Source organism: Streptacidiphilus sp. MAP5-3, assembly GCF_041262505.1.
Taxonomy (GTDB): domain Bacteria; phylum Actinomycetota; class Actinomycetes; order Streptomycetales; family Streptomycetaceae; genus Streptacidiphilus.
Window position 1 is genome coordinate 109,359 of sequence record NZ_JBGCCL010000019.1, and the last position, 17,563, is coordinate 126,921.

19 protein-coding genes are annotated in these 17,563 nt (G+C 68.4%); 5 read left to right on the forward strand and 14 right to left on the reverse strand.

Annotated elements, in window-relative coordinates; all coding sequences use genetic code 11:
* Window position 1: 1 nt before the first annotated feature.
* Window positions 2-415 carry a roadblock/LC7 domain-containing protein gene (locus ABH928_RS25245; protein ID WP_370070342.1) on the reverse strand — a complete coding sequence of 138 codons (414 nt, stop codon included), beginning with the start codon at window positions 413-415 and terminating at the stop codon, window positions 2-4.
* Entirely contained in the window at window positions 412-3,000 is a 2,589-nt protein-coding gene (locus tag ABH928_RS25250; protein ID WP_370070344.1) for a nitrate- and nitrite sensing domain-containing protein, read from the reverse strand. Before ABH928_RS25250 ends, ABH928_RS25245 begins: the two co-directional genes overlap by 4 nt.
* A 388-nt stretch (window positions 3,001-3,388) precedes the next feature.
* Between ABH928_RS25250 and ABH928_RS25255 the strand changes: the two genes are divergently transcribed.
* The gene (locus ABH928_RS25255; protein ID WP_370070346.1) at window positions 3,389-5,278 is read left to right on the forward strand and encodes a long-chain fatty acid--CoA ligase; all 1,890 of its coding nucleotides are present in this window, start codon (window positions 3,389-3,391) and stop codon (window positions 5,276-5,278) included.
* On the opposite strand, the gene ABH928_RS25260 is transcribed toward ABH928_RS25255, so the two are convergent.
* A complete protein-coding gene (locus ABH928_RS25260; protein WP_370070348.1) occupies window positions 5,242-5,763 on the reverse strand; it encodes a VOC family protein in 522 nt (173 codons plus the stop codon). The genes ABH928_RS25255 and ABH928_RS25260 overlap by 37 nt on opposite strands.
* A 29-nt stretch (window positions 5,764-5,792) precedes the next feature.
* Window positions 5,793-6,620: an SGNH/GDSL hydrolase family protein gene (locus tag ABH928_RS25265; protein ID WP_370070393.1), complete on the reverse strand. Its 828-nt coding sequence runs from the start codon at window positions 6,618-6,620 to the stop codon at window positions 5,793-5,795.
* A gap of 612 nt (window positions 6,621-7,232) precedes the next feature.
* Here ABH928_RS25265 and ABH928_RS25270 point away from each other — a divergent pair.
* A complete protein-coding gene (locus ABH928_RS25270; RefSeq protein WP_370070350.1) occupies window positions 7,233-8,222 on the forward strand; it encodes a CehA/McbA family metallohydrolase in 990 nt (329 codons plus the stop codon).
* Between the two features lie 135 nt (window positions 8,223-8,357).
* Here the strand turns inward: ABH928_RS25270 and ABH928_RS25275 are convergent, their stop codons facing one another.
* On the reverse strand, window positions 8,358-9,032 hold the full coding sequence (locus ABH928_RS25275) for a Type 1 glutamine amidotransferase-like domain-containing protein (protein WP_370070353.1): 675 nt from the start codon (window positions 9,030-9,032) through the stop codon (window positions 8,358-8,360).
* Window positions 9,033-9,169: 137 nt separating this feature from the next.
* Here ABH928_RS25275 and ABH928_RS25280 point away from each other — a divergent pair, with 137 nt between their 5' ends.
* Complete coding sequence (locus tag ABH928_RS25280; protein ID WP_370070355.1) at window positions 9,170-10,480, forward strand: serine hydrolase domain-containing protein; 1,311 nt, start codon at window positions 9,170-9,172, stop codon at window positions 10,478-10,480.
* Between the two features lie 201 nt (window positions 10,481-10,681).
* Here ABH928_RS25280 and ABH928_RS25285 read toward each other — a convergent pair whose 3' ends face one another.
* Together ABH928_RS25285 and ABH928_RS25290 are read right to left on the reverse strand one after the other, a co-directional pair.
* Window positions 10,682-11,116, reverse strand: a complete 435-nt coding sequence (locus ABH928_RS25285; protein WP_370070357.1) for a secondary thiamine-phosphate synthase enzyme YjbQ — start codon at window positions 11,114-11,116, stop codon at window positions 10,682-10,684.
* Window positions 11,117-11,150: 34 nt separating this feature from the next.
* Window positions 11,151-11,537 carry a BlaI/MecI/CopY family transcriptional regulator gene (locus ABH928_RS25290; RefSeq protein ID WP_370070359.1) on the reverse strand — a complete coding sequence of 129 codons (387 nt, stop codon included), beginning with the start codon at window positions 11,535-11,537 and terminating at the stop codon, window positions 11,151-11,153.
* 258 nt (window positions 11,538-11,795) lie between these two features.
* On the opposite strand from ABH928_RS25290, the gene ABH928_RS25295 reads away from it, so the two are divergent.
* Complete coding sequence (locus ABH928_RS25295) at window positions 11,796-12,452, forward strand: DedA family protein (RefSeq protein WP_370070361.1); 657 nt, start codon at window positions 11,796-11,798, stop codon at window positions 12,450-12,452.
* A gap of 7 nt (window positions 12,453-12,459) precedes the next feature.
* Window positions 12,460-13,218, forward strand: coding sequence for a phosphatase PAP2 family protein (locus ABH928_RS25300; RefSeq protein WP_370070363.1), 759 nt, complete (start codon window positions 12,460-12,462; stop codon window positions 13,216-13,218).
* A 10-nt stretch (window positions 13,219-13,228) separates the two neighbouring features.
* Here ABH928_RS25300 and ABH928_RS25305 read toward each other — a convergent pair whose 3' ends face one another.
* The 7 genes from ABH928_RS25305 to ABH928_RS25335 form a co-directional block, all read right to left on the reverse strand.
* A complete protein-coding gene (locus ABH928_RS25305) occupies window positions 13,229-13,879 on the reverse strand; it encodes an MBL fold metallo-hydrolase (RefSeq protein WP_370070365.1) in 651 nt (216 codons plus the stop codon).
* 113 nt (window positions 13,880-13,992) lie between these two features.
* Window positions 13,993-14,121: a hypothetical protein gene (locus ABH928_RS25310; protein WP_370070367.1), complete on the reverse strand. Its 129-nt coding sequence runs from the start codon at window positions 14,119-14,121 to the stop codon at window positions 13,993-13,995.
* 306 nt (window positions 14,122-14,427) lie between these two features.
* A complete protein-coding gene (locus ABH928_RS25315) occupies window positions 14,428-14,655 on the reverse strand; it encodes a hypothetical protein (protein WP_370070369.1) in 228 nt (75 codons plus the stop codon).
* A 97-nt stretch (window positions 14,656-14,752) separates the two neighbouring features.
* Window positions 14,753-15,583 carry a helix-turn-helix domain-containing protein gene (locus ABH928_RS25320; RefSeq protein WP_370070371.1) on the reverse strand — a complete coding sequence of 277 codons (831 nt, stop codon included), beginning with the start codon at window positions 15,581-15,583 and terminating at the stop codon, window positions 14,753-14,755.
* Complete coding sequence (locus ABH928_RS25325) at window positions 15,580-16,092, reverse strand: DUF6879 family protein (protein WP_370070373.1); 513 nt, start codon at window positions 16,090-16,092, stop codon at window positions 15,580-15,582. The genes ABH928_RS25320 and ABH928_RS25325 overlap by 4 nt, the downstream gene beginning before the upstream one ends.
* Window positions 16,076-16,291, reverse strand: a complete 216-nt coding sequence (locus tag ABH928_RS25330; protein ID WP_370070375.1) for a hypothetical protein — start codon at window positions 16,289-16,291, stop codon at window positions 16,076-16,078. Before ABH928_RS25330 ends, ABH928_RS25325 begins: the two co-directional genes overlap by 17 nt.
* Before the next feature lie 183 nt (window positions 16,292-16,474).
* A complete protein-coding gene (locus ABH928_RS25335) occupies window positions 16,475-17,533 on the reverse strand; it encodes an ROK family glucokinase (protein ID WP_370070395.1) in 1,059 nt (352 codons plus the stop codon).
* Window positions 17,534-17,563: the final 30 nt, after the last annotated feature.

A 17,563-nucleotide genomic window follows, 5' to 3' on the forward strand; every position in this document is an offset into this window, starting at 1 on the left:
GTCACCCCGCGGACGCGGACGCCCGCGGCTCGGTGCCCAGGTGCTCACCGACGCGACGGACGAGCAGCGCCATCTCGTAGGCGATCAGACCCACGTCGGAGTCCGCCTCGCTCAGCACGGCCAGGCAGCTGCCGTCGCCCGCCGAGGTGACGAAGAGGAAGGCCTGGTCCAGCTCGACCATGGTCTGCCGGACATCGCCCGCCTTGAAGTGACGGCTCGCGCCCTTGGCCAGGCTGTGGAAACCGGAGGCCACCGCGGCAAGGTGCTCGGTGTCCTCACGCTCCAGCTCCCCCGACGCCCCGGTCGCCAACCCGTCGCTGGAGAGCACCACCGCGTGCCGGATCGCCGGCACGCGACGGACCATGTCGTCCAAGAGCCAGGTGAGGTCGCCGGACGGCTTCGTCGTGCCGGTCATCGGGGGGTTCCTTCCGGTTTCGGTGCTGAGTCTGAGGCTGAGTCTGAGACTGGTTGCTGGGCGGGAGTTGACGGGGCTGCAGCGGGGTCGGCCTCGGCGCGGCCTCGGGCGAGGCCGCGCTGGAACGAGGCGAAGACGGCGCGGGCCTGTTCGGGTGTGCGCTCGACCTGGTCCACCGCGGGTGCCGCAGCCCCGGGGGCGGCATCCGCCTCGGGCGCGCTCCGCAGTTGCGGGGCCAGGTTGGCCTGACGCACGCGCCTGGGGAGTGCCGGTGCGACGGCGGTCTCGGTGTCGCTGCGCAGCAGGATCTCGTCCGCCAGCACGTCCTCGTCGACAACCTCGTGCCTGATCTCGTCCCGGACCTCACGAGGTGCCTCAGAGCGTGCTTCGCGGCGCGCCTCGTTCCGACGGCGGCGCGGCAGTCTCCCGGCCCCGGCCCCGGACCCGGGCTCGGGCTCGTGCGGACGCGGGCCGCCCAGCGCGGGCTGGTCCGACCCGGGCTGGTCCCCCTCCAGCACCGGACGGGTGCGGCCGGCCGGAGTCAACTCGCGTGCCACCCGCGTCAGCTGGGGCACCACCACCTGCTCGCCGGTGACCTCGGCGTCGCCGGGCCGCGGCGGCGCGGGCGTGAGCAGGGCGTGCGGGAGCAGGACGACGGCCGTGGTGCCGCCGTAGGGCGAGCGCCGCAGCGAGACCCGGACCTCGTGCCGCGCGGCGAGGCGGCTGACCACGAAGAGGCCGAGCCGGTCGGTGTCGCCGAGGTCGAAGTCGCCTCCCGTCGCCAACCGGTCGTTGGCCGCCGCCAGCGGCTCCTCGCCCATGCCGAGGCCGCGGTCGTCGATCTCCAGCACGAAGCCGTTGGCCACCTCCTCGCCCTGGATCCGCACCTGGGTGTGCGGCGGCGAGAAGACCGTGGCGTTCTCGACGAGTTCGGCCAGCAGGTGGACCAGGTCGGAGACCGCGCTGCCGACCACCGCGACCGGAGGCATCCGGTGCACCCGGACCCGGGCGTAGTCCTCGATCTCGCCGACGGCGGCACGGACCACGTCCAGCACCCGCACCGGCCGCCGCCACGTCCGGCCCGGGGCCGCACCGGAGAGGATGATCAGGCCCTCGGCGTGGCGGCGCATACGGGTCGTCAAGTGATCGAGCTTGAACAGGTCGTCCAGTTCGCCCGGGTCCTCCGCCCGGCGCTCCATCTCGTCGAGCAGCGACAGCTGCCGGTGCAGCAGCGCCTGGCTGCGGCGGGCCAGGTTGACGAAGACAGCGGAGATGCCGCGCCGCAGCTCTGCCTGCTCGACGGCGGCCTCGATCGCGGCGCGCTGCACCGCGTTGAACGCCCGACCGACCTGCGCCAGTTCGTCGTGCGAGCCGTCGGCATGCCTGCCCCCGGAGGCCTTGCCCCCGCCGGGCGTGGCCAGTGGTGGCGCCTCGACGGCCACGTCGACCTTCTCGCCGTCATGGAGCCTGCGCATCACCGACGGCAGCCGGACCCCGGCCAGCTCGAAGGCGCCGTTGCGCAGTTCGACCAGCTCGCGGACCAGGCGGCGGCCGATCCGCAGCGAGATGACGATCGTCGCGATCACCGCGAGCAGGCCGAGCGCACCGGCGATGCCGTCCTGCCAGATCACCCGCATCGCGTAGGAGGTGGCCTGCTGCCCGGCCACCTGGGCGGCCTGCTGGTTGATGTCACTGAGCCGGCTCAGGCTGGCGTCGACGCTCTGCCGCCACTGCTGGTAGCCGAGCCGGTCCACCGCCTGTGCCGCGCCCTCCTGCGCGGCGTCGGCCTGCAGCGACTCCATCTCGAAGTAGTCGGAGCTGTTGAGGTAGGGGGTGTAGAGCGCGGCGATCGAGGAGGGCAACTCCCCGGCGTGGACCTGGAGCAGCAGTTGCTCGGTGGCCCCGGTCGACAGCATCTCCTGGTACTGCTCGACGTCGAGCTTGCCCTGGATGTGCGCGCCGACCTCGATCGCGTCCTCACGGGAGAGGTACTCACGGGCGCGGACGATCTCGATCAGGTTCTGCGCGGTCCGGGCCAGGTCGCCGCCGCTGACGTCGCTGAGCTGGAGCCGGAGCTGGAAGAACGGATCCTGCGCGACGGTGTACCAGTCGTAGACGCTGTACCACCCCTGGTAGTGGCCCTCGATCGCCTCCCGTTCCACCGTCAGGCCCTTGAGCTGCGAGTCGATCAGACCCAGTGTGGCCAGCTCGGCGGCGTTCAGGCTCGCGTGGTGGCCGGGGTCGTTCGCGTTCCGGGTGAAGGCGGCGGACGCGACGTCGGTCGCCGCCTCGGCCTGGTGCAGCGTGTTGAGGTCGGCGGTGTCGGTCTGGCCGGCCGGGGCGCCGGAGGCTTCGAGCGTGGCCGCGGAGTAGGCGACGGCGGCGCGGCGCTCGTCCTGAAGGGCCCGGGAGAGGGCGTCCGCCGGCGTCCCGAACCAGCGGTAGTCGCTGGCGACCCGCATCAGGCCCCAGACCTGGCTGACCGACTGCACGGACGTGTAGGCCCACAGGGCCGTCAGTGCGGTCAGCGGCACCAGGAGCAGCGCGGTGATCTTCGCGCGGATGGATCTGCGGCGGAAGCGCATGGATTCCTCTCAGGGCCCGGCCGAATCGCCGCGACTCTACTACTCGCAAGGACGTCAGTTCGACCGTCTCAGGACACAGAACGCCGCACTTCCGATGACATCTCTCACCACGTGTCGGGCACGGCTGCGCTGACGCCCCCGATACACCGTCGATACGGCACGGCCAGCGAGCCGCAGTGTCACCCCATCCCCCGGGCATTTCCGGCAGATCGCCCAAAACACCTGCCATCCGGGGAAGTTGGTACACAGAAGGCGGACAGGTGCGGTGTAGCTCCTGTGAAAAGGCTGGATCATCCCCCGTGCCGCTCTGGCTAGGGCTGATTACCTCAGGTAACTTGCGGGTTCTCCACACGCAGTATGAAGAAGCAGTATGAAGAAGGGGTGCCGGATGCGTGAGTTCAGCGTTCCGGCCTTGGTCCGGGCACAACGGACGGAAGGCCTCGCGGACTCCGTCCACCGCACCGCCGAGGAGACTCCCCTCCTCCCGGTGCTGAGCAGGCGTACCAGCAACCCGGACGCGTCGGGCGGGGAGCCCGGCCAGTCGGAGGCCACCTGGCACGACGTCACCGCGGCGCAGTTCCGCGACGAGGTCCAGGCGCTCGCCAAGGGCCTGCTCCAGCAGGGCATCCGCTTCGGCGACCGGGTCGCGCTGATGTCGCGCACCCGCTTCGAGTGGACCCTGCTCGACTACGCGCTCTGGTCCATCGGCGCGCAGCCGATCCCGGTCTACCCGACCTCCTCGGCCGAGCAGGTCCGCTGGATCCTCGGCGACTCGCACGCGGTCGCGTGCATCGTCGAGCACGAGGACCACGCGATGACCGTCGGCTCGGTCTGCGACAGCCTCCCCACGCTGCGCCGGATCTGGCAGCTCGACGCCGGAGCCCTGCGGCAGATCGCCTTCGCCGGACGCTCCGTGCCGGACGAGGAGATCGAGCGCCACCGCGCGGCCGTCACCGCGGACACCGTCGCCACGATCATCTACACCTCCGGCACCACCGGCCGCCCCAAGGGTTGCGTGCTGACCCACGGCAACTTCATGGCCGAGTGCGACAACCTGGTGACCCAGTACGAGTCGGTCTTCGGCGCCAAGGGACGCGGCGACCAGGCCTCGACGCTGCTCTTCCTCCCGCTGGCCCACGTCTTCGGCCGGATGGTCCAGGTCGGCGCGATCCGTGCCGGGGTCCGGCTCGGCCACGAACCGAGCCTCCGGCCCGCCGACCTGTTGCCGTCGCTGGAGTCGTTCGCCCCGACCTTCCTGCTGGCCGTCCCGTACATCTTCGAGAAGCTGCTGCAGCGCGCCCGCCAGAAGGCCGAGGAGAGCGGACGCGGCGGCATCTTCGAGAAGGCCTACAACGCCGCCGTCCGTTACGCCGCCGCCCTGGAGCGGCAGGCCTTCGACGAGGGCCCCGGACCGACGGCCGCGCTGAGGATGCAGCACCAGTTCTACGAGTCGCTCGTCTACGGCAAGGTCCGTGCCGTCCTCGGCGGCAAGGTCCGGCACGCGATGTCCGGCGGCTCGGCGATGAACCGCGAGCACGCGCTCTTCTTCAAGGGCGCGGGCGTCACCGTCATCGAGGGCTACGGCCTCACCGAGACCACCGCCGCCAGCACCGCCAACCCGCCCGAGCGCCCGCGCTTCGGCAGCGTCGGCCAGGCGATCCCCGGCACCAGCGTGCTGATCGCCGAGGACGGCGAGGTGTGGGTCCACGGCGGCCAGGTCTTCCAGGGCTACCTGAACAACCCCGAGGCCACCGAGGACACCCTGCGCAACGGCTGGCTCGCCACCGGCGACCTCGGCCGCCTCGACAGCACGGGCTACCTCTGGATCACCGGCCGGAAGAAGGAGATCATCGTCACCAGCGGCGGCAAGAGCGTCGCGCCGGTGACCCTGGAGGACCGGATCCGGAACCACCCGCTGGTCAACCACTGCATGCTGGTGGGCGACAACCGGCCCTTCGTCGGCGCGCTGCTCACCCTGGACGCCGAGGCCCTGGACCACTGGCAACGCCGCAACGGCCGCCCCCAGCTGAGCCCCGCTCAGGCCGCCCACGACCCGGACATCCACGCCGAGCTGCAACGCGCGGTCGTGACGGCCAACACCGCCGTCTCCCGGTCCGAGTCGGTACGCGCCTTCCGGATCCTGGCGATGGACTTCACCGAGCAGTCGGGCCTGCTGACCCCCTCGCTCAAGCTCCGCCGCCGCGCCATCATCCGCCACTGCGCGGTGGACATCGAGGCGCTCTACTCGTCCTCGGCGCAGGCGGCGCTGTCGACCTGAGGGCCGTCGTCCTGAGCTGTGGCGTCGTCCGGAGCTTTGCTGTCGCCCTGAGCTGTGCTGTCGCCCTGAGGGCTCTCGTCCTGAGGGCTCTCGTCCTGAGGGCTCTCGTCGTAGACGATCTCCAGCTCGAATCCCTGACCGTCGATCAGGTGGAGTGCCTGACCGGTGTCCACCCGCAGTTGCCAACCGGCGTCCTGCGCCGTGGCGAGCACGGGGTCAGGACGGACGGGCGCGCAGCGCAGCGCGAGGTGGTTGATTCCGGCCCGGAGGCGGTCGTGCCCTCCGGGCCGGAGCGCCGGTGACTGCTCGATGACCACATAACTGCCGTCCCGCTGCCAACTGCGGCCGTTCTCCCAGTGCTGGAACGGCTCGCAGCCGAGCACCCCGAGCACCGGCCCCCACTGGCGTTCGGCGAGGGCCAGGTCGTCCATCCACAGCTCGACATGGTGGACCAGCGGCCCGTGCGACGGAGTCTGTTCAGTCATGCGGCAAGACTAGGCACCGGCTCCGACAGTCACGCCTCCTGGCTGAACACCGGCAGGAAGCCGTCCGCCTGACCCGCCGAGGTGGGGTGGTAGGACTCGTCTATCGGCAGCGTCGTGCTGTGCAGCCAGGAGTCGTTGGAGCAGATCTCGTGGCCCTCGAAGATGCTGCGCACGTCCGCGAAGGTGAAGCCGTACTTGGCGGCCTCCTTGGCGGTGAGCGAGTCCAGGTCGTCGGCCGCGCCGTTGATGGCGGTCCGGCTGGTGTCGCTGATGCCGAAGAGGCAGGAGCCCGGCACCTCGTAGAGGTGGGGGTAGTCCAGCACCACCACATGGGCGTTGGGCGCCTTCGACTTGATCGCCGAGTAGACGGCGTCGAGCTTGGGCGCGAGCTGCGTGTTGACGAAGTTCTCGTCCGACGAGACCGCCGAGAGGCAGGAGCTGGTGCCGTCCAGGACGCAGGTCTCCATGGTCGACGCGAAGCCCGCATCGTTGCCGCCGATGGTGATGCTGACCTCGGCGGTGCTGCTGCTGAGCGTCGAGAGCTGACTGCTCAGCACATCGCTGGTGGTGGCACCGCTGCACGCCTCGAAGTCGAAGCTCGACGGCGAGTGGGCCTGGGCCCACAGGTACGGGTAGGCCAGCGTGCTCCGCTCGCAGGAACCGCTGGAGGAGATGTAACTGCCGCTGCCGACGCCGGAGGAGTACGAGTCGCCCAGGGCGACGTACCCGCCGGTGGCCGCGTTGGCCCCGGGCGCCAGGGCGAGGCTGCCGGCAAGCAGCGCCGCGGACGCCGCGGCTGCCGCGCCGAGGCGACGGCCTGCGAGTCTGGAGGATGCCGGTCTGGGGAATGCGGGCATGCGCATGAAACCCTCCACTGCAACGTGGTGGTACACGACTGTGAGGTGGGACACAGTGCGACGCGCGTCACGCTCATGTGTACCAGCGGGTAACTGGTCGGGGAAGTGTGCATGCCAGCAAATACCCTGAAAGACTGAAGATTTGTCGTCCGTTCAGGTAATGCTGCGTCAGCTGAGTTCTCCTGCGCGCCTACATCTCAGCTGAGGAAGGAGAGGCGCGCGGTACGGACCGGGTTGTCGACGTTGGTGTCACGCCAACCTCCACAAAGACGACCGTCAGCCCACCCGGCGATCGGAGCCGGCCGGGCCGGGCTCCGACCACGACCCCGAGCGCCACCACGCTGCGGATCCAGCGCCGCCCACTGAGCGTCAGTCAGATCTCCCCGAGTCAGGAGGCGAGATCACCACACGGCCTTGATCCACTTCTGATGCGGCAGCTTCCCAGTCACCCGGCGCGAAGTCACACCCCAGAGTTCTGCTCTACCGCCCGGACAGTGCACACCGGAACCCGTGGGCCTACTTCTGAATCAGGCCCTGGACGGTGGTCAGTGGTGTCACGGAACCGCTTGCACTGCCCGCGCGTTGGCTCGTCAGGACTCTGGAAGGAGAACCGTGTCGAGCTTGAGCTTCCCGTCGGCGCGGGCGGTCGGACGTGGGGCGGCCTGGTACCGCGGAGACTGTCATGTCCACTCTGTCCACTCGGACGGGGAACTGACCCCTGAAGAGTTGGCCGTTCGAGCGCGCGCCGCCGGTCTCGACTTCATGGCGACAACGGAGCACAACTCAGCCGCGACCCCCGGTACATGGGGGCAGCTGGCCGCCGATGACTTCTTGATCGTCCTCGGTGAGGAAGTGACCACGAAGACCGGGCACTGGCTCGCGCTCGGCATCAATTCAGGCGAGGTCGTCGACTGGAACCACCAGGTCAGGGATGGACTGGTCGACAAGTGCCTGGACCAGGTCCATCGAGCAGGGGGCCTGTGCGTGGCCGCGCACCCGCATGCGCCCTACCCGTCGGGGGACTTCATGTTCCCCTTCCAGGGCTTCGACGTGGTGGAGGTGTGGAACGGACTGTGGACTTCGGATCGGCCCTGGAACGCTGACAACGAGACGGCCCTGGCGGAGTGGGGGCGGAGCCTCGCGGCGGACATCCACACGGGCTCGTGGCGGCCGGCGATGGGCAACAGCGATACCCACCTGGAAGGCCAGATCGGGATCCCTCACACCGTGGTCTTCGCCGAAGAGCTGAGCACCGAGGCGGTCCTGGCGGGAATCAGGGCCGGCCGCAGCTGGATCGCCGAGTCGGCAGACGTGGACGTGTCGTTCACCGCCAATGCCGATGGTCGCGTTGTCGGGGTGGGAGAACGACTCGCGACTCGTGGCGGGCAGGTGGAAGTCCAGGCAGCACTGCGAGGTGTGCCGGCGGGGACCGTCAGCTTCCACACCGATCGAGGAAAGGTCCACCGGGCGTCTCTCCCTTCTGACGGGACGGGCGTGGTGCAGTGGGACACGACGGCGGAACACTCGGGGTTCGTTCGCATCGAGGTCCGCCATCCCAACGGCCACGTCGCCGCGCTCACCAATCCGATCATCCTCAACTGACCGCTCGCTTCATCGTGAAGAAGCGCCCTGGGCGATGGCTCGCCCGCACGTTCGTACAGCGCGGGCAGCCCCCGGTCCTCGACGTCTTGGTGTCGGCGAGGATCGCTTCGATCGCGGACTCCCGGTCGTCGGCGTTCAAGATGCTGGATTGAGCAGCTTCCAGTGGCCCTCGGAGACGACCTCGACGCTGCCGTCGGTCACCTTGATTGCGGTCTGAGCGTCGATGGCGTACGCCGGACCCGCTATCTTGGCGGCCCAGCGTTCCGCCTCGGCCAGGCTCCTCTCCGGACAATCCGGGAGGTCGAGGTGCGGGAAGATGGAGAAATCGACAACTCCCAGCATGCTGTCGTCGCCGCTGGGCGGCTGCCAGTCGACGAACTCATCCCCGATCCGGGGAGTCAGCACCATACTCCCGGCGCTGATCCCTACGTAGACCGTGTCGCGCAGCGACGGGAAGAGGTCGGCCAGTCCGGACTCCCGCATCCAGTGGCACAGGTAGAGCGCATCGCCACCGTTCACCAACAGGACGTCTGCCTCTCGGACCCAGGAGATCCAGCGTTCCTTGTCGATGCCGGGCAGTGCGGTGAGCTCCAGCACGCCCACCGACTTCCACCCCAACTCGGTCATGGGACCGTCGGACTCTCCGCTGATGAAGCGCCAGGGTCCCTCCGGATCCCCGTAGGGGCCCCCATACCCCGCGGTGGGGATGCAGAGGGCGTTGGCCTCGGCGATCGGTTTACCCAGGAGATCGACCAGCGCCGCCAGAATGCTCGCGTTACTGACACCGGCGTCGGTAAGGAGAAGCTTCATCAGGTCACCCTAGTAGTAGGGCGGTTCGGTCGATGCTCCGTTCTCGTACTAACTGCTGCCACTGGACGAGCAGCTTTGCGTAGTCCATCTCGGCTCCGGCACCTTGGCTGACCGGCGGCTATAGCTAGGCTGTTGGGATGGGATGGCATCTGAGCGAGCTCATCGCGAAGTACGGCGTACCGGGCGCACAGATCGCCGTGCTGGCTGACGGGGAGATCCACGACGAGGCAGCGGGCGTGCTGAGTCTGCACACCCGAGTTGAGACCACGACCGACTCGGTGTTCAAGATCGGCTCAATCACCAAGATCTGGACAGCCACGCTGGTCCAGCAACTGGTGAATGACGGTGTGCTGGACCTCGACCGTCCCGTTCGCGACTACATGCCCGGCTTTCGGCTCAGCGATCCGGCGGCCACCGAGGTCCTGACCGCTCGTCATCTGCTCACCCACACCGGCGGCATCGACGGCAACCACTTCACCGACACCGGTCGCAACGACGACGCGATCGAGAAGTTCGTCGCCACGCTCGCCGACGCGGACCACCTGCTCCCGCCGGGCACCCTCTTCTCGTACTCCAACAGCGGGTACGTGGTGCTCGGCAGGCTCGTGGAGTTGCTACGGAGCAAGCCCTTCCACGACGTGCTCCGCGAACGCCTCGCGACCCCACTGGGCTTGACGACCGTCGCCACCACCACGTACGAGGCGATCCTGCATCGCGCCGCGATCGGGCACGTCGAGACCGACGGAGAGCTCGCGCCCACGAAGAGCTGGGCGGTCCGCTATTTCTCCACGCCCAGTGGCTCTCATCTCGCGATGAGCGCACGCGATCTGCTGAAGTTCGTCCACCTGCACCTCACCGACCCTGCGCTCGCGGAACTGCGCAACCCCCAGCTCGAATCCGTCCCGGACTTCGGAGGCGGCGTCCGGGGCTGGGGGCTTGGCTGGATGCTGTACGGGGACGGCACCGTCGGTCATACCGGCGTTTCCAAGGGACAGAAGGCATTTCTGCGCGTCGTCCCCTCGGCCGGTGTGGCGGTGGCTGTGCTGACCAACAGTTCGGGTACAGAGGCGCTGGCCCACGAGATATTCAGCACCGTCCTCGGAGATCTCACCGGCGCCGAGACGGCGCCACTGCCAGTGCCGCCTGCGCATCCGCCCCTCCTCGACGTGGACCGCATGTGCGGCACCTACCGCAGCACCCTGTACGACATCACGCTCACCGTCGAGGACGACCGCGCGTTCCTCATCCGCCACCCCCGCAACGAACTCGCGAAGTCCTTCCTCGGCAAGCACGAGGATCGCGTCGAGGTAGTCCGCCTCAACGACAGTGCAATCATCACCGCCGAACCCACATTCGACGGCCATCAAGTCCTGTCCCTGATCGGCTCCGACGAGCACGGTCGTGCTCGCTTCCTTCACAACGGCGCCGCCGCCCACAGGGTTTGCTGATTGCCATCGTCGACGGCATGCGCAACTACGACATTGAGCACCTCCCTGCCCACTGTCAGTGCGGAACTGCCTTGTGCCGCGGCCGGATCACCGGTTGGAAGGACCTGCCCTCCGATCGCAGGGACGCGTACCGGGGCTTCGTCGCGCCCTACCCCCTCGGCCCTGTTCGCGAATAGCTACGGCAGTGCCCTAGCCGGACGATCAGCCCCCGAGGAACGAGAGGCGCACGGTACGGACCGGGTTGTCGACGTTGGTGTCGACCAGTAGGACCGACTGCCACGTCCCGAGCGCCAGGCGTCCGTCGATCACCGGCAGCGTCGCGTGCGGGGCCACCAGCGCCGGCAGCACGTGGTCCCGACCGTGCCCCGGCGAGCCGTGCCGGTGCCGCCAGCGGTCGTCGGCGGGCAGCAGTTCGCGCAGCTGGGCCAGCAGGTCGGAGTCGCTCCCCGCGCCCGTCTCGATGACCGCGATCCCGGCGGTCGCGTGCGGCACGAAGACGTTGAGCAGCCCGTCCCGTCCCGGCGCGACCTCGGCCAGGAAGCTCTCACACCGGCTCGTCAGATCGACGGCCGCCTCCTGGTGGCCGGTGGTGAGCTCGAAGGTCCGGGTGAGGAAGTTCTGCGTGCTGGAGGTCATGCGTCCATCATGGCTCGCGGACGATCCGTGACCCTCACGTGCCGAGCAGGCGGCGCAGATGCTCCTCATCCTCGTCACTGAGCCCTGACACGAAGCGGGCCAGCACGGCCTCGCGGTCCTGTTCCTTGTCGAGCTCCGACCGCATCCGGCGCGCCACCAGCCCCGGCGCGTCGGTGACCTCTCGCGCCGGCGCGTAGGCGAAGGCACGCCCGCTGCGGGTGCGCTCCACCACGCCCTTCTCGTGCAGCCGGGACAGGATCGTGTTCACCGTGGTGCGCGCCAGCCCCCCGCCGAGAGCGCGCTGGATCTCCCCCGGGGTCAACGGTCCCGTCGCGGACCACAGCACGGAGAGCACGCCGGACTCCAGCTCACCGGGATTCCGCCGGTGTCCCGCATCCGCCAAACCTCCCGCATCCGCCATGCCCCTCGGCCTCCCCACTCTCGTGTCGATCCATGCGTGTCGTTCCATGCGTGTCGTTCCATGCGTGTCGTTCCGTGCATCCGCGCCCGGCGCACCTTCTCACGCACCTCTTGCTCTCTCGCGCCCCGGGCACCGCTCACGTCTTCGGAATCCTCACGTCCATCCACTACAGTGACCCGGAACGACTACATGGATGTAGACGTTTGACTCGTCAGACCTTACCGAATCCCCGCCCACCTCTGCAGGAGGATCATTCCGATGGCCCCGGACCCCTCGGCCGTGCACAACCTCGCGGTGAACCTCCTCGATGCCAACTCGGTGCTCGCCGCTTTCGGCGCACTGGGCATCGCGGTGATCCTCTTCGCCGAGACCGGCCTGCTGGTCGGCTTCTTCCTGCCGGGCGACTCGCTGCTGTTCACCGCCGGTCTGCTCTGCACCACCACCAAGAACGGCGTGCACCTGAACCTGCCGTCCGTGCTGGTCTGCGCCGTCGCCGGCGCACTGATCGGCGCCCAGGTCGGCTACCTGATCGGCCGCAAGGGCGGCCAGGCGCTGCTGGCCCGCAGCAAGAACAAGCACCTGCAGCGGGGCGCGGAGCGGGCCGAGGAGATCCTGGCCAAGTACGGGTACGCCAAGGCGATCGTGCTGGCCCGCTTCATCCCGGTGGTGCGCACCGTGCTCAACCCGATGGCCGGCGCCCTGAACGTCCCGGTCAAGGTCTTCACCCTCTGGCAGATCGTCGGTGGCGTGGTCTGGAGCATCGGCGTCACGCTGGCCGGATACGCGCTCGGGTCGAGCATCCCGAACATCGACAACTACCTGCTGCCGATCATCGGCGTGATCGTGGTCCTCTCCCTGATCCCGATCGCCCTGGAACTGCTGCGCGCTCGCAAGAGCAGCACCGCTGCGGAGTGATCGCCTCGTGAGCGCCCTCCAGCCCACCGCCGTCGCGCACGGCGCCGTCCAGAGCGGTGCCATCCACATCGGTGCCGTCCACGTCGACGCGGCGCAGGCCGGTGCCGCGCAGGCCGCAGGCCTGCACAGCATCGCGCCGCAGAGCATCAACCTGCACAACCTCGCGCTGTCCGGCCCGTCCATCGACGGCGGCCTCTACAGCTGGTTCACCCAGCAGGCGCAGAGCGCACCGCACTGGTTCGACGACCTGATCTCCTTCTACGCCACCCTCGGCCTCGGCTTCTTCGCCCTGCTGATGGTCTGGGGCTGGTGGCAGGCCCGGCAGGCGCGCGACCCCCGCGCCATGACGACGGCGCTGGCCGTGCCGGTCGCGGTGGTCGTCGCCTTCGTGGTGAACGACGTCATCAAGAGCCTCGTCACCGAGGTCCGACCGTGCCAGGCGATTCCCGGCACAGTGACGCTGCAGCCCTGCCCGGGCGTCGGCGACTGGTCCTTCCCGAGCAACCACGCCACCATCGCCGCCGCCTCGGCCGCCGCGCTGTGGCTGGTCAACCGCTACCTGGGCATCATCGCCGCCGCGCTGGCCCTGGTGATGGCCTTCGCCCGGGTCTGGGTCGGCGCCCACTACCCGCACGACGTCGTCGTCGGCCTCTTGGTCGGCACCGCCGTCGCCCTCCCGACGATGCTGCTGGCGCGCAGGTACGCGCCTCCGCTCGTCGCCCGGATGCAGAGCGGCGTGCTGCGACCGCTCCTCACCGCGAGCTGAGCTCGCGAGCTCAGCTCGGCCCAGCTGAGAGGTCGAACGAGGTTCCCGGTTCCACCCGGGTGAAGAGCGTCTGCTCGGTGACATTTCCACCGACCAGGCGCTCTTCCACCTCCAGCCCGAAGACCGAGAGCAACGCGTCGTGGACGGCAAGGCTGCGCTTCGCGCCGACCGCGCGGGTGTAGTCGATCACCTCGCCGGTCTTCGACCAGGGCGCGTGCAGTGGCAGCAGCAGCGTGTCGACGGCCGCCTCGGGGACGGTCAGCGAGTCCCCGGGGTGGAAGACCCCCTCGACCAGGTATCCGTTGTTCCGGATCACCGGCAGATCCGGGTGGATGACGGCGTGCCACTCGCCGTGCACCTGCACCTCGAACCCGGCGGCGGTGAACGCGTCGCCATGTCCCACGACGTGCACCCGCCCCGCGCCGAGCCCCGCCAACTGAGCCGCGACGGCCTTGTTGGTCCAGATCTGCAGCGCCGGGTTGGCCTCCACCGCCGCCCGCAGCGTCGCCTCCACGAAGTGGTCCGCGTGCTCGTGCGTGACGAGCACGGCGTCCGCGCCGTCGATCGCCGTGGGTTCGCTGTACGCGCCGGGATCGAGCACGAGCGTCTGTCCGTCCCGCTCCAGACGGACGCAGGCATGGCCGAGTTTGGTGAGTCGCATACCTGCCATCCTGCCTCGCAAAGATCCAAAGTGTGACCGACTTTCTCGACCCGCCCGCTCGGCCCCTCAGGGGGACAAAGGCTCAGACGGGGGCCGTCTCGGGATGGTCCGTCTCAGTCGACGAACAGGGGAACCCACGCCGCCTCACCCGCAGCCGGGGCGCGGGCTTCGGCTTCGGCTTCGGCTTCGGCTTCGGCTTCGGCAAGGGCTTGATCCGCCTTGTCGTCGGAGATGCCGACCATCCGCGTGCTGTCCGTGATCCGGGCGCAAGGGTGCCCCACGGCGTCCGGCAGGGCGGTCCATGGTGTTGTGCGGGGTCGCGGCCCCGCGTCGTCTTTGATCCGTCCCGGAACGCGGGACTCAGTAGCGAACCGCCTCAGCGGGCGAAGCGAGGAAAACCGGATGTCCCCGGCCCCGGTGGTCTTCCTCGATGTGCCCAGCGAGCATTTCCCCGTGGTGGACAGCGGTCCGGGGCATGTCGAGCTCTGCCGCTTGGCGCTGCTCGCGTTCGAACGAGGCGCACCAAAAGCAGCCCTCAACTGGGGTGCTCACGCGGTCGCCTCCGGCTGGATCCTCTCCAGCACGGTTGCCAGCGCCTCCGCCACCTCGGCCGTACAACCGTCCAACTCCACGAACGGCGTATCCCTCACTGGGTGCGACCCGTGGAGCGACGGAATCACGATGCAGTGCGCAGTGAGGGCTTTCCTGAGTCGTTCTGCTGCCACGATGGCAATCCGATACGGGTCGGTGCTGACATGTCGCTGAGTCGTCGTCACAGTGCCGCTCCCTGTGGCCGTTTGCGGGATCTCTTGCAATTGATGATCGGCCAGCCGGCGAAGCGGTTCCAGTATCATTCTCGTTGTGGACTAAAGATCACCGGAAGAGCTGCGCCCATTCCTCAAGGCGAATACGCGCGTCGCCTCCCCAGAGGGCATGTTCTTCATATGATGAGAACTCCTCGAGGTAGCTGTCAACGTCCCTGGAGTCCTTGAACACCATGACCCCCGTTGATGTTTCCACCGTGGCCATGCTGCGGTCATAAATGGTGAAGACATTCAGGGGTGTCAACGGAATATAGCCAGCAAGCGGGAGCACCCCGAGGCGCACGCCGGGAAGGCGACTCACAGATACGAGCCGGTCGATTTGCATGCTCATCGCCGGCGCCGATAGAAGCGGCCATCTCACCGCCTGCTCCGTGAGGATAAACGTGAATTGCTTGACGGGATCATAGAGGACGGATTGCCTGTCGAGCTTCCGAGCAATGGCCTTTGTGTGATCTCCCGGAACACTGGCCAAGGTAGCGCGAATATATTCAGGGGTCGACAGCAGCGAGGTGACCATGGTCGGCAGAAAGAATCGGAACTCGGCCGACGACTGCTCAAGGTCAGCAAGCTCGATCTGCTTCTTCTCCAGTCCCTTGCGGCGCATTGAGCGAAAGTCCTGCCACTCGGTATTCGCAATCCGAGCGAGGGCTGTGACCTCGGCGATCAGTGAAGGCGGGGCATCGAGTGCTCGAAGGATACGCTCAACGTCAACCAGCGTGGGAACAGTCTTCCCGGTCTCCATCTTTGAGATCTTCGACTGCGACATATTGCAACGCTGAGCGAGCCGGACCCCAGAGAGTCCGGCTCGCTGCCGCAGCGATCTCAGTGTTTCTGCCAGGTCGGCTTTGCTTTGACCCAGCTGTTCCGGGTCGAGCGTCACGCGGTCACGTACTCCCCAAAGGGGATGGACTCAGCAACAGCAATCCGCTGAGCCTCAAGAAATGGCTCAATATCTCCCGCATGGAGCACGCGGTTTATCTGGGTGCCGTCCGGTTCGTAGTTCATGAGCACGACCGTAGAGTGATCAAACATCCAGAAATCTTGGATACCCCGAACGGGATTCTCCCGCTCAGTCACATCAAGAATTCTGATATCCTCGCCCGCGCGGGCGCTATGACGGTAATACCTGGAGAATTCAAAGCGCAAGTAGTCACTCAGCGGACGGCACAGAACATGGACTCGTCCCATCGATCGCCCCTCGGCCCGATGCCGCCGAATCTGGGCAGTCCAGCCATCCTCTTGAATCTCCGGAAAGATCTCACCCGCGCGGAACCTGGCCAGTTCATCAGCTTCCTGTGGCACAAGATACTGAGGAAGCGTCTCCAAACGCCATGCCTCGCGCTTGAAGTCACGGAATTTCGCCGCCCACTCTTCACCAGCCAAGAGCACGAAAAGCCTCCCGCAAAATGGCCTCGGGAATCTCAACAAGTCCCTCTCCGTCCGGTGGCTGGAACCCGGTGAAGTTGTCGCCCTGGACCACGAGCGTGCCGCGATCCGTCTTATAGACGTTCGGGCAGTCCCCCTGCCCGCACTCCCCGGAGCCTTCCCCGCTTCCGGTGAGCCGCGTAAGCCCGACCTTCTCCGTCACGATGAGCCCCTTCCCGCCGGGCACCCAACGTGCCCCGAGCACGAAGGTAGGCGGCCTCACACGGGAGCGTCTATGCCGCAACGGGCGTATTCGCGTCTTGGAATAGTCGATCAAGGAGCCAGTCTTCGGTCTGGCCCTCCTTCGGGTCGGACCCCCGGTCACAACCGTCACTCACAGGTGAATTCACTGATCGGACGACGAATTCCCCGCCGTCCACCACTGCCCGCGCCGCCGGGCCGCCGTGCGCTCGACGCGGCTGCGCTTGACCGTGCGGAAGCGGCGTGCGCGCCCGCGGGCCAGGTCGGCGGCGCCGATCATGCCCGCCGTGTTGCCCAGTCGTGCGCCGACCACGTCGCACTCGGGGCGGAACCCACGGCCCGTCAGATTGCGCCGGTAGGCCTCCCGGGCCGGGCCGAGCAGCAGTTCGCCCGCTGCCGAGACGCCGCCGCCGATGACGAACCGGCCGGGGTCCAGTGCGGCGGCCAGATTGGCCAGGCCGAGGCCCAGCCAGTTGCCGATCTCCTGCAACAGTTCGACGGCGCACGGGTCGCCGTCCCTCGCGGCCTCCGTGACCAGCGGGCCGGTGATCGCGCCCACGTCGCCGTCGACGCGGTCGAGCAGCGGTTGGGCGACCGGGGACTCGGCGGCGGCCAGTTCGCGCGCCTCGCGGACCAGGGCGTTGCCGGATGAGTACTGCTCCCAGCAGCCCCGGTTGCCGCAGGGACAGCGGTGGCCGCCGGGGACCACGGTCATGTGGCCGAACTCGCCGGCCATCCCGTAGCGGCCCCGGTCCAGGCGTCCGGAACGGACGATCGCGCCGCCGATGCCGGTGCCGAGGTTGACCATGACCAGGCGCTCCTCGTCGGCGCCCGCGCCGAAGCGCCACTCCGCCCACGCGGCGGCGTTGGCGTCGTTCTCGACAACCACCGGGAGCTTGAGCCGGTCGCTCAGCGCGGCCTGAATGGGCTCGTTGCGCCAGCTCAGGTGCGGGGCGAAGAGGACCCGGGCCCGCTGCGCGTCGACGAAGCCCGCCGCGCCGATGCCGACCGCGTGGACGTCGTGACGGTCGGCCAGGGCCAGCACGAGCTCCGTGATGACGTCCTCGACGACCTTCGGGCTCTTGCTGCGGTGCGGCGTCTCCGTGCGGATCTGCTCGACGACGGTGCCCTCGCCGTCGACCACCCCGGCAGCGATCTTCGTCCCACCGATGTCGATGCCGACGGCCGGGAGCCGAAGCGCCATCCTGCGGACGTACTCGCCGTACTCGCCGTA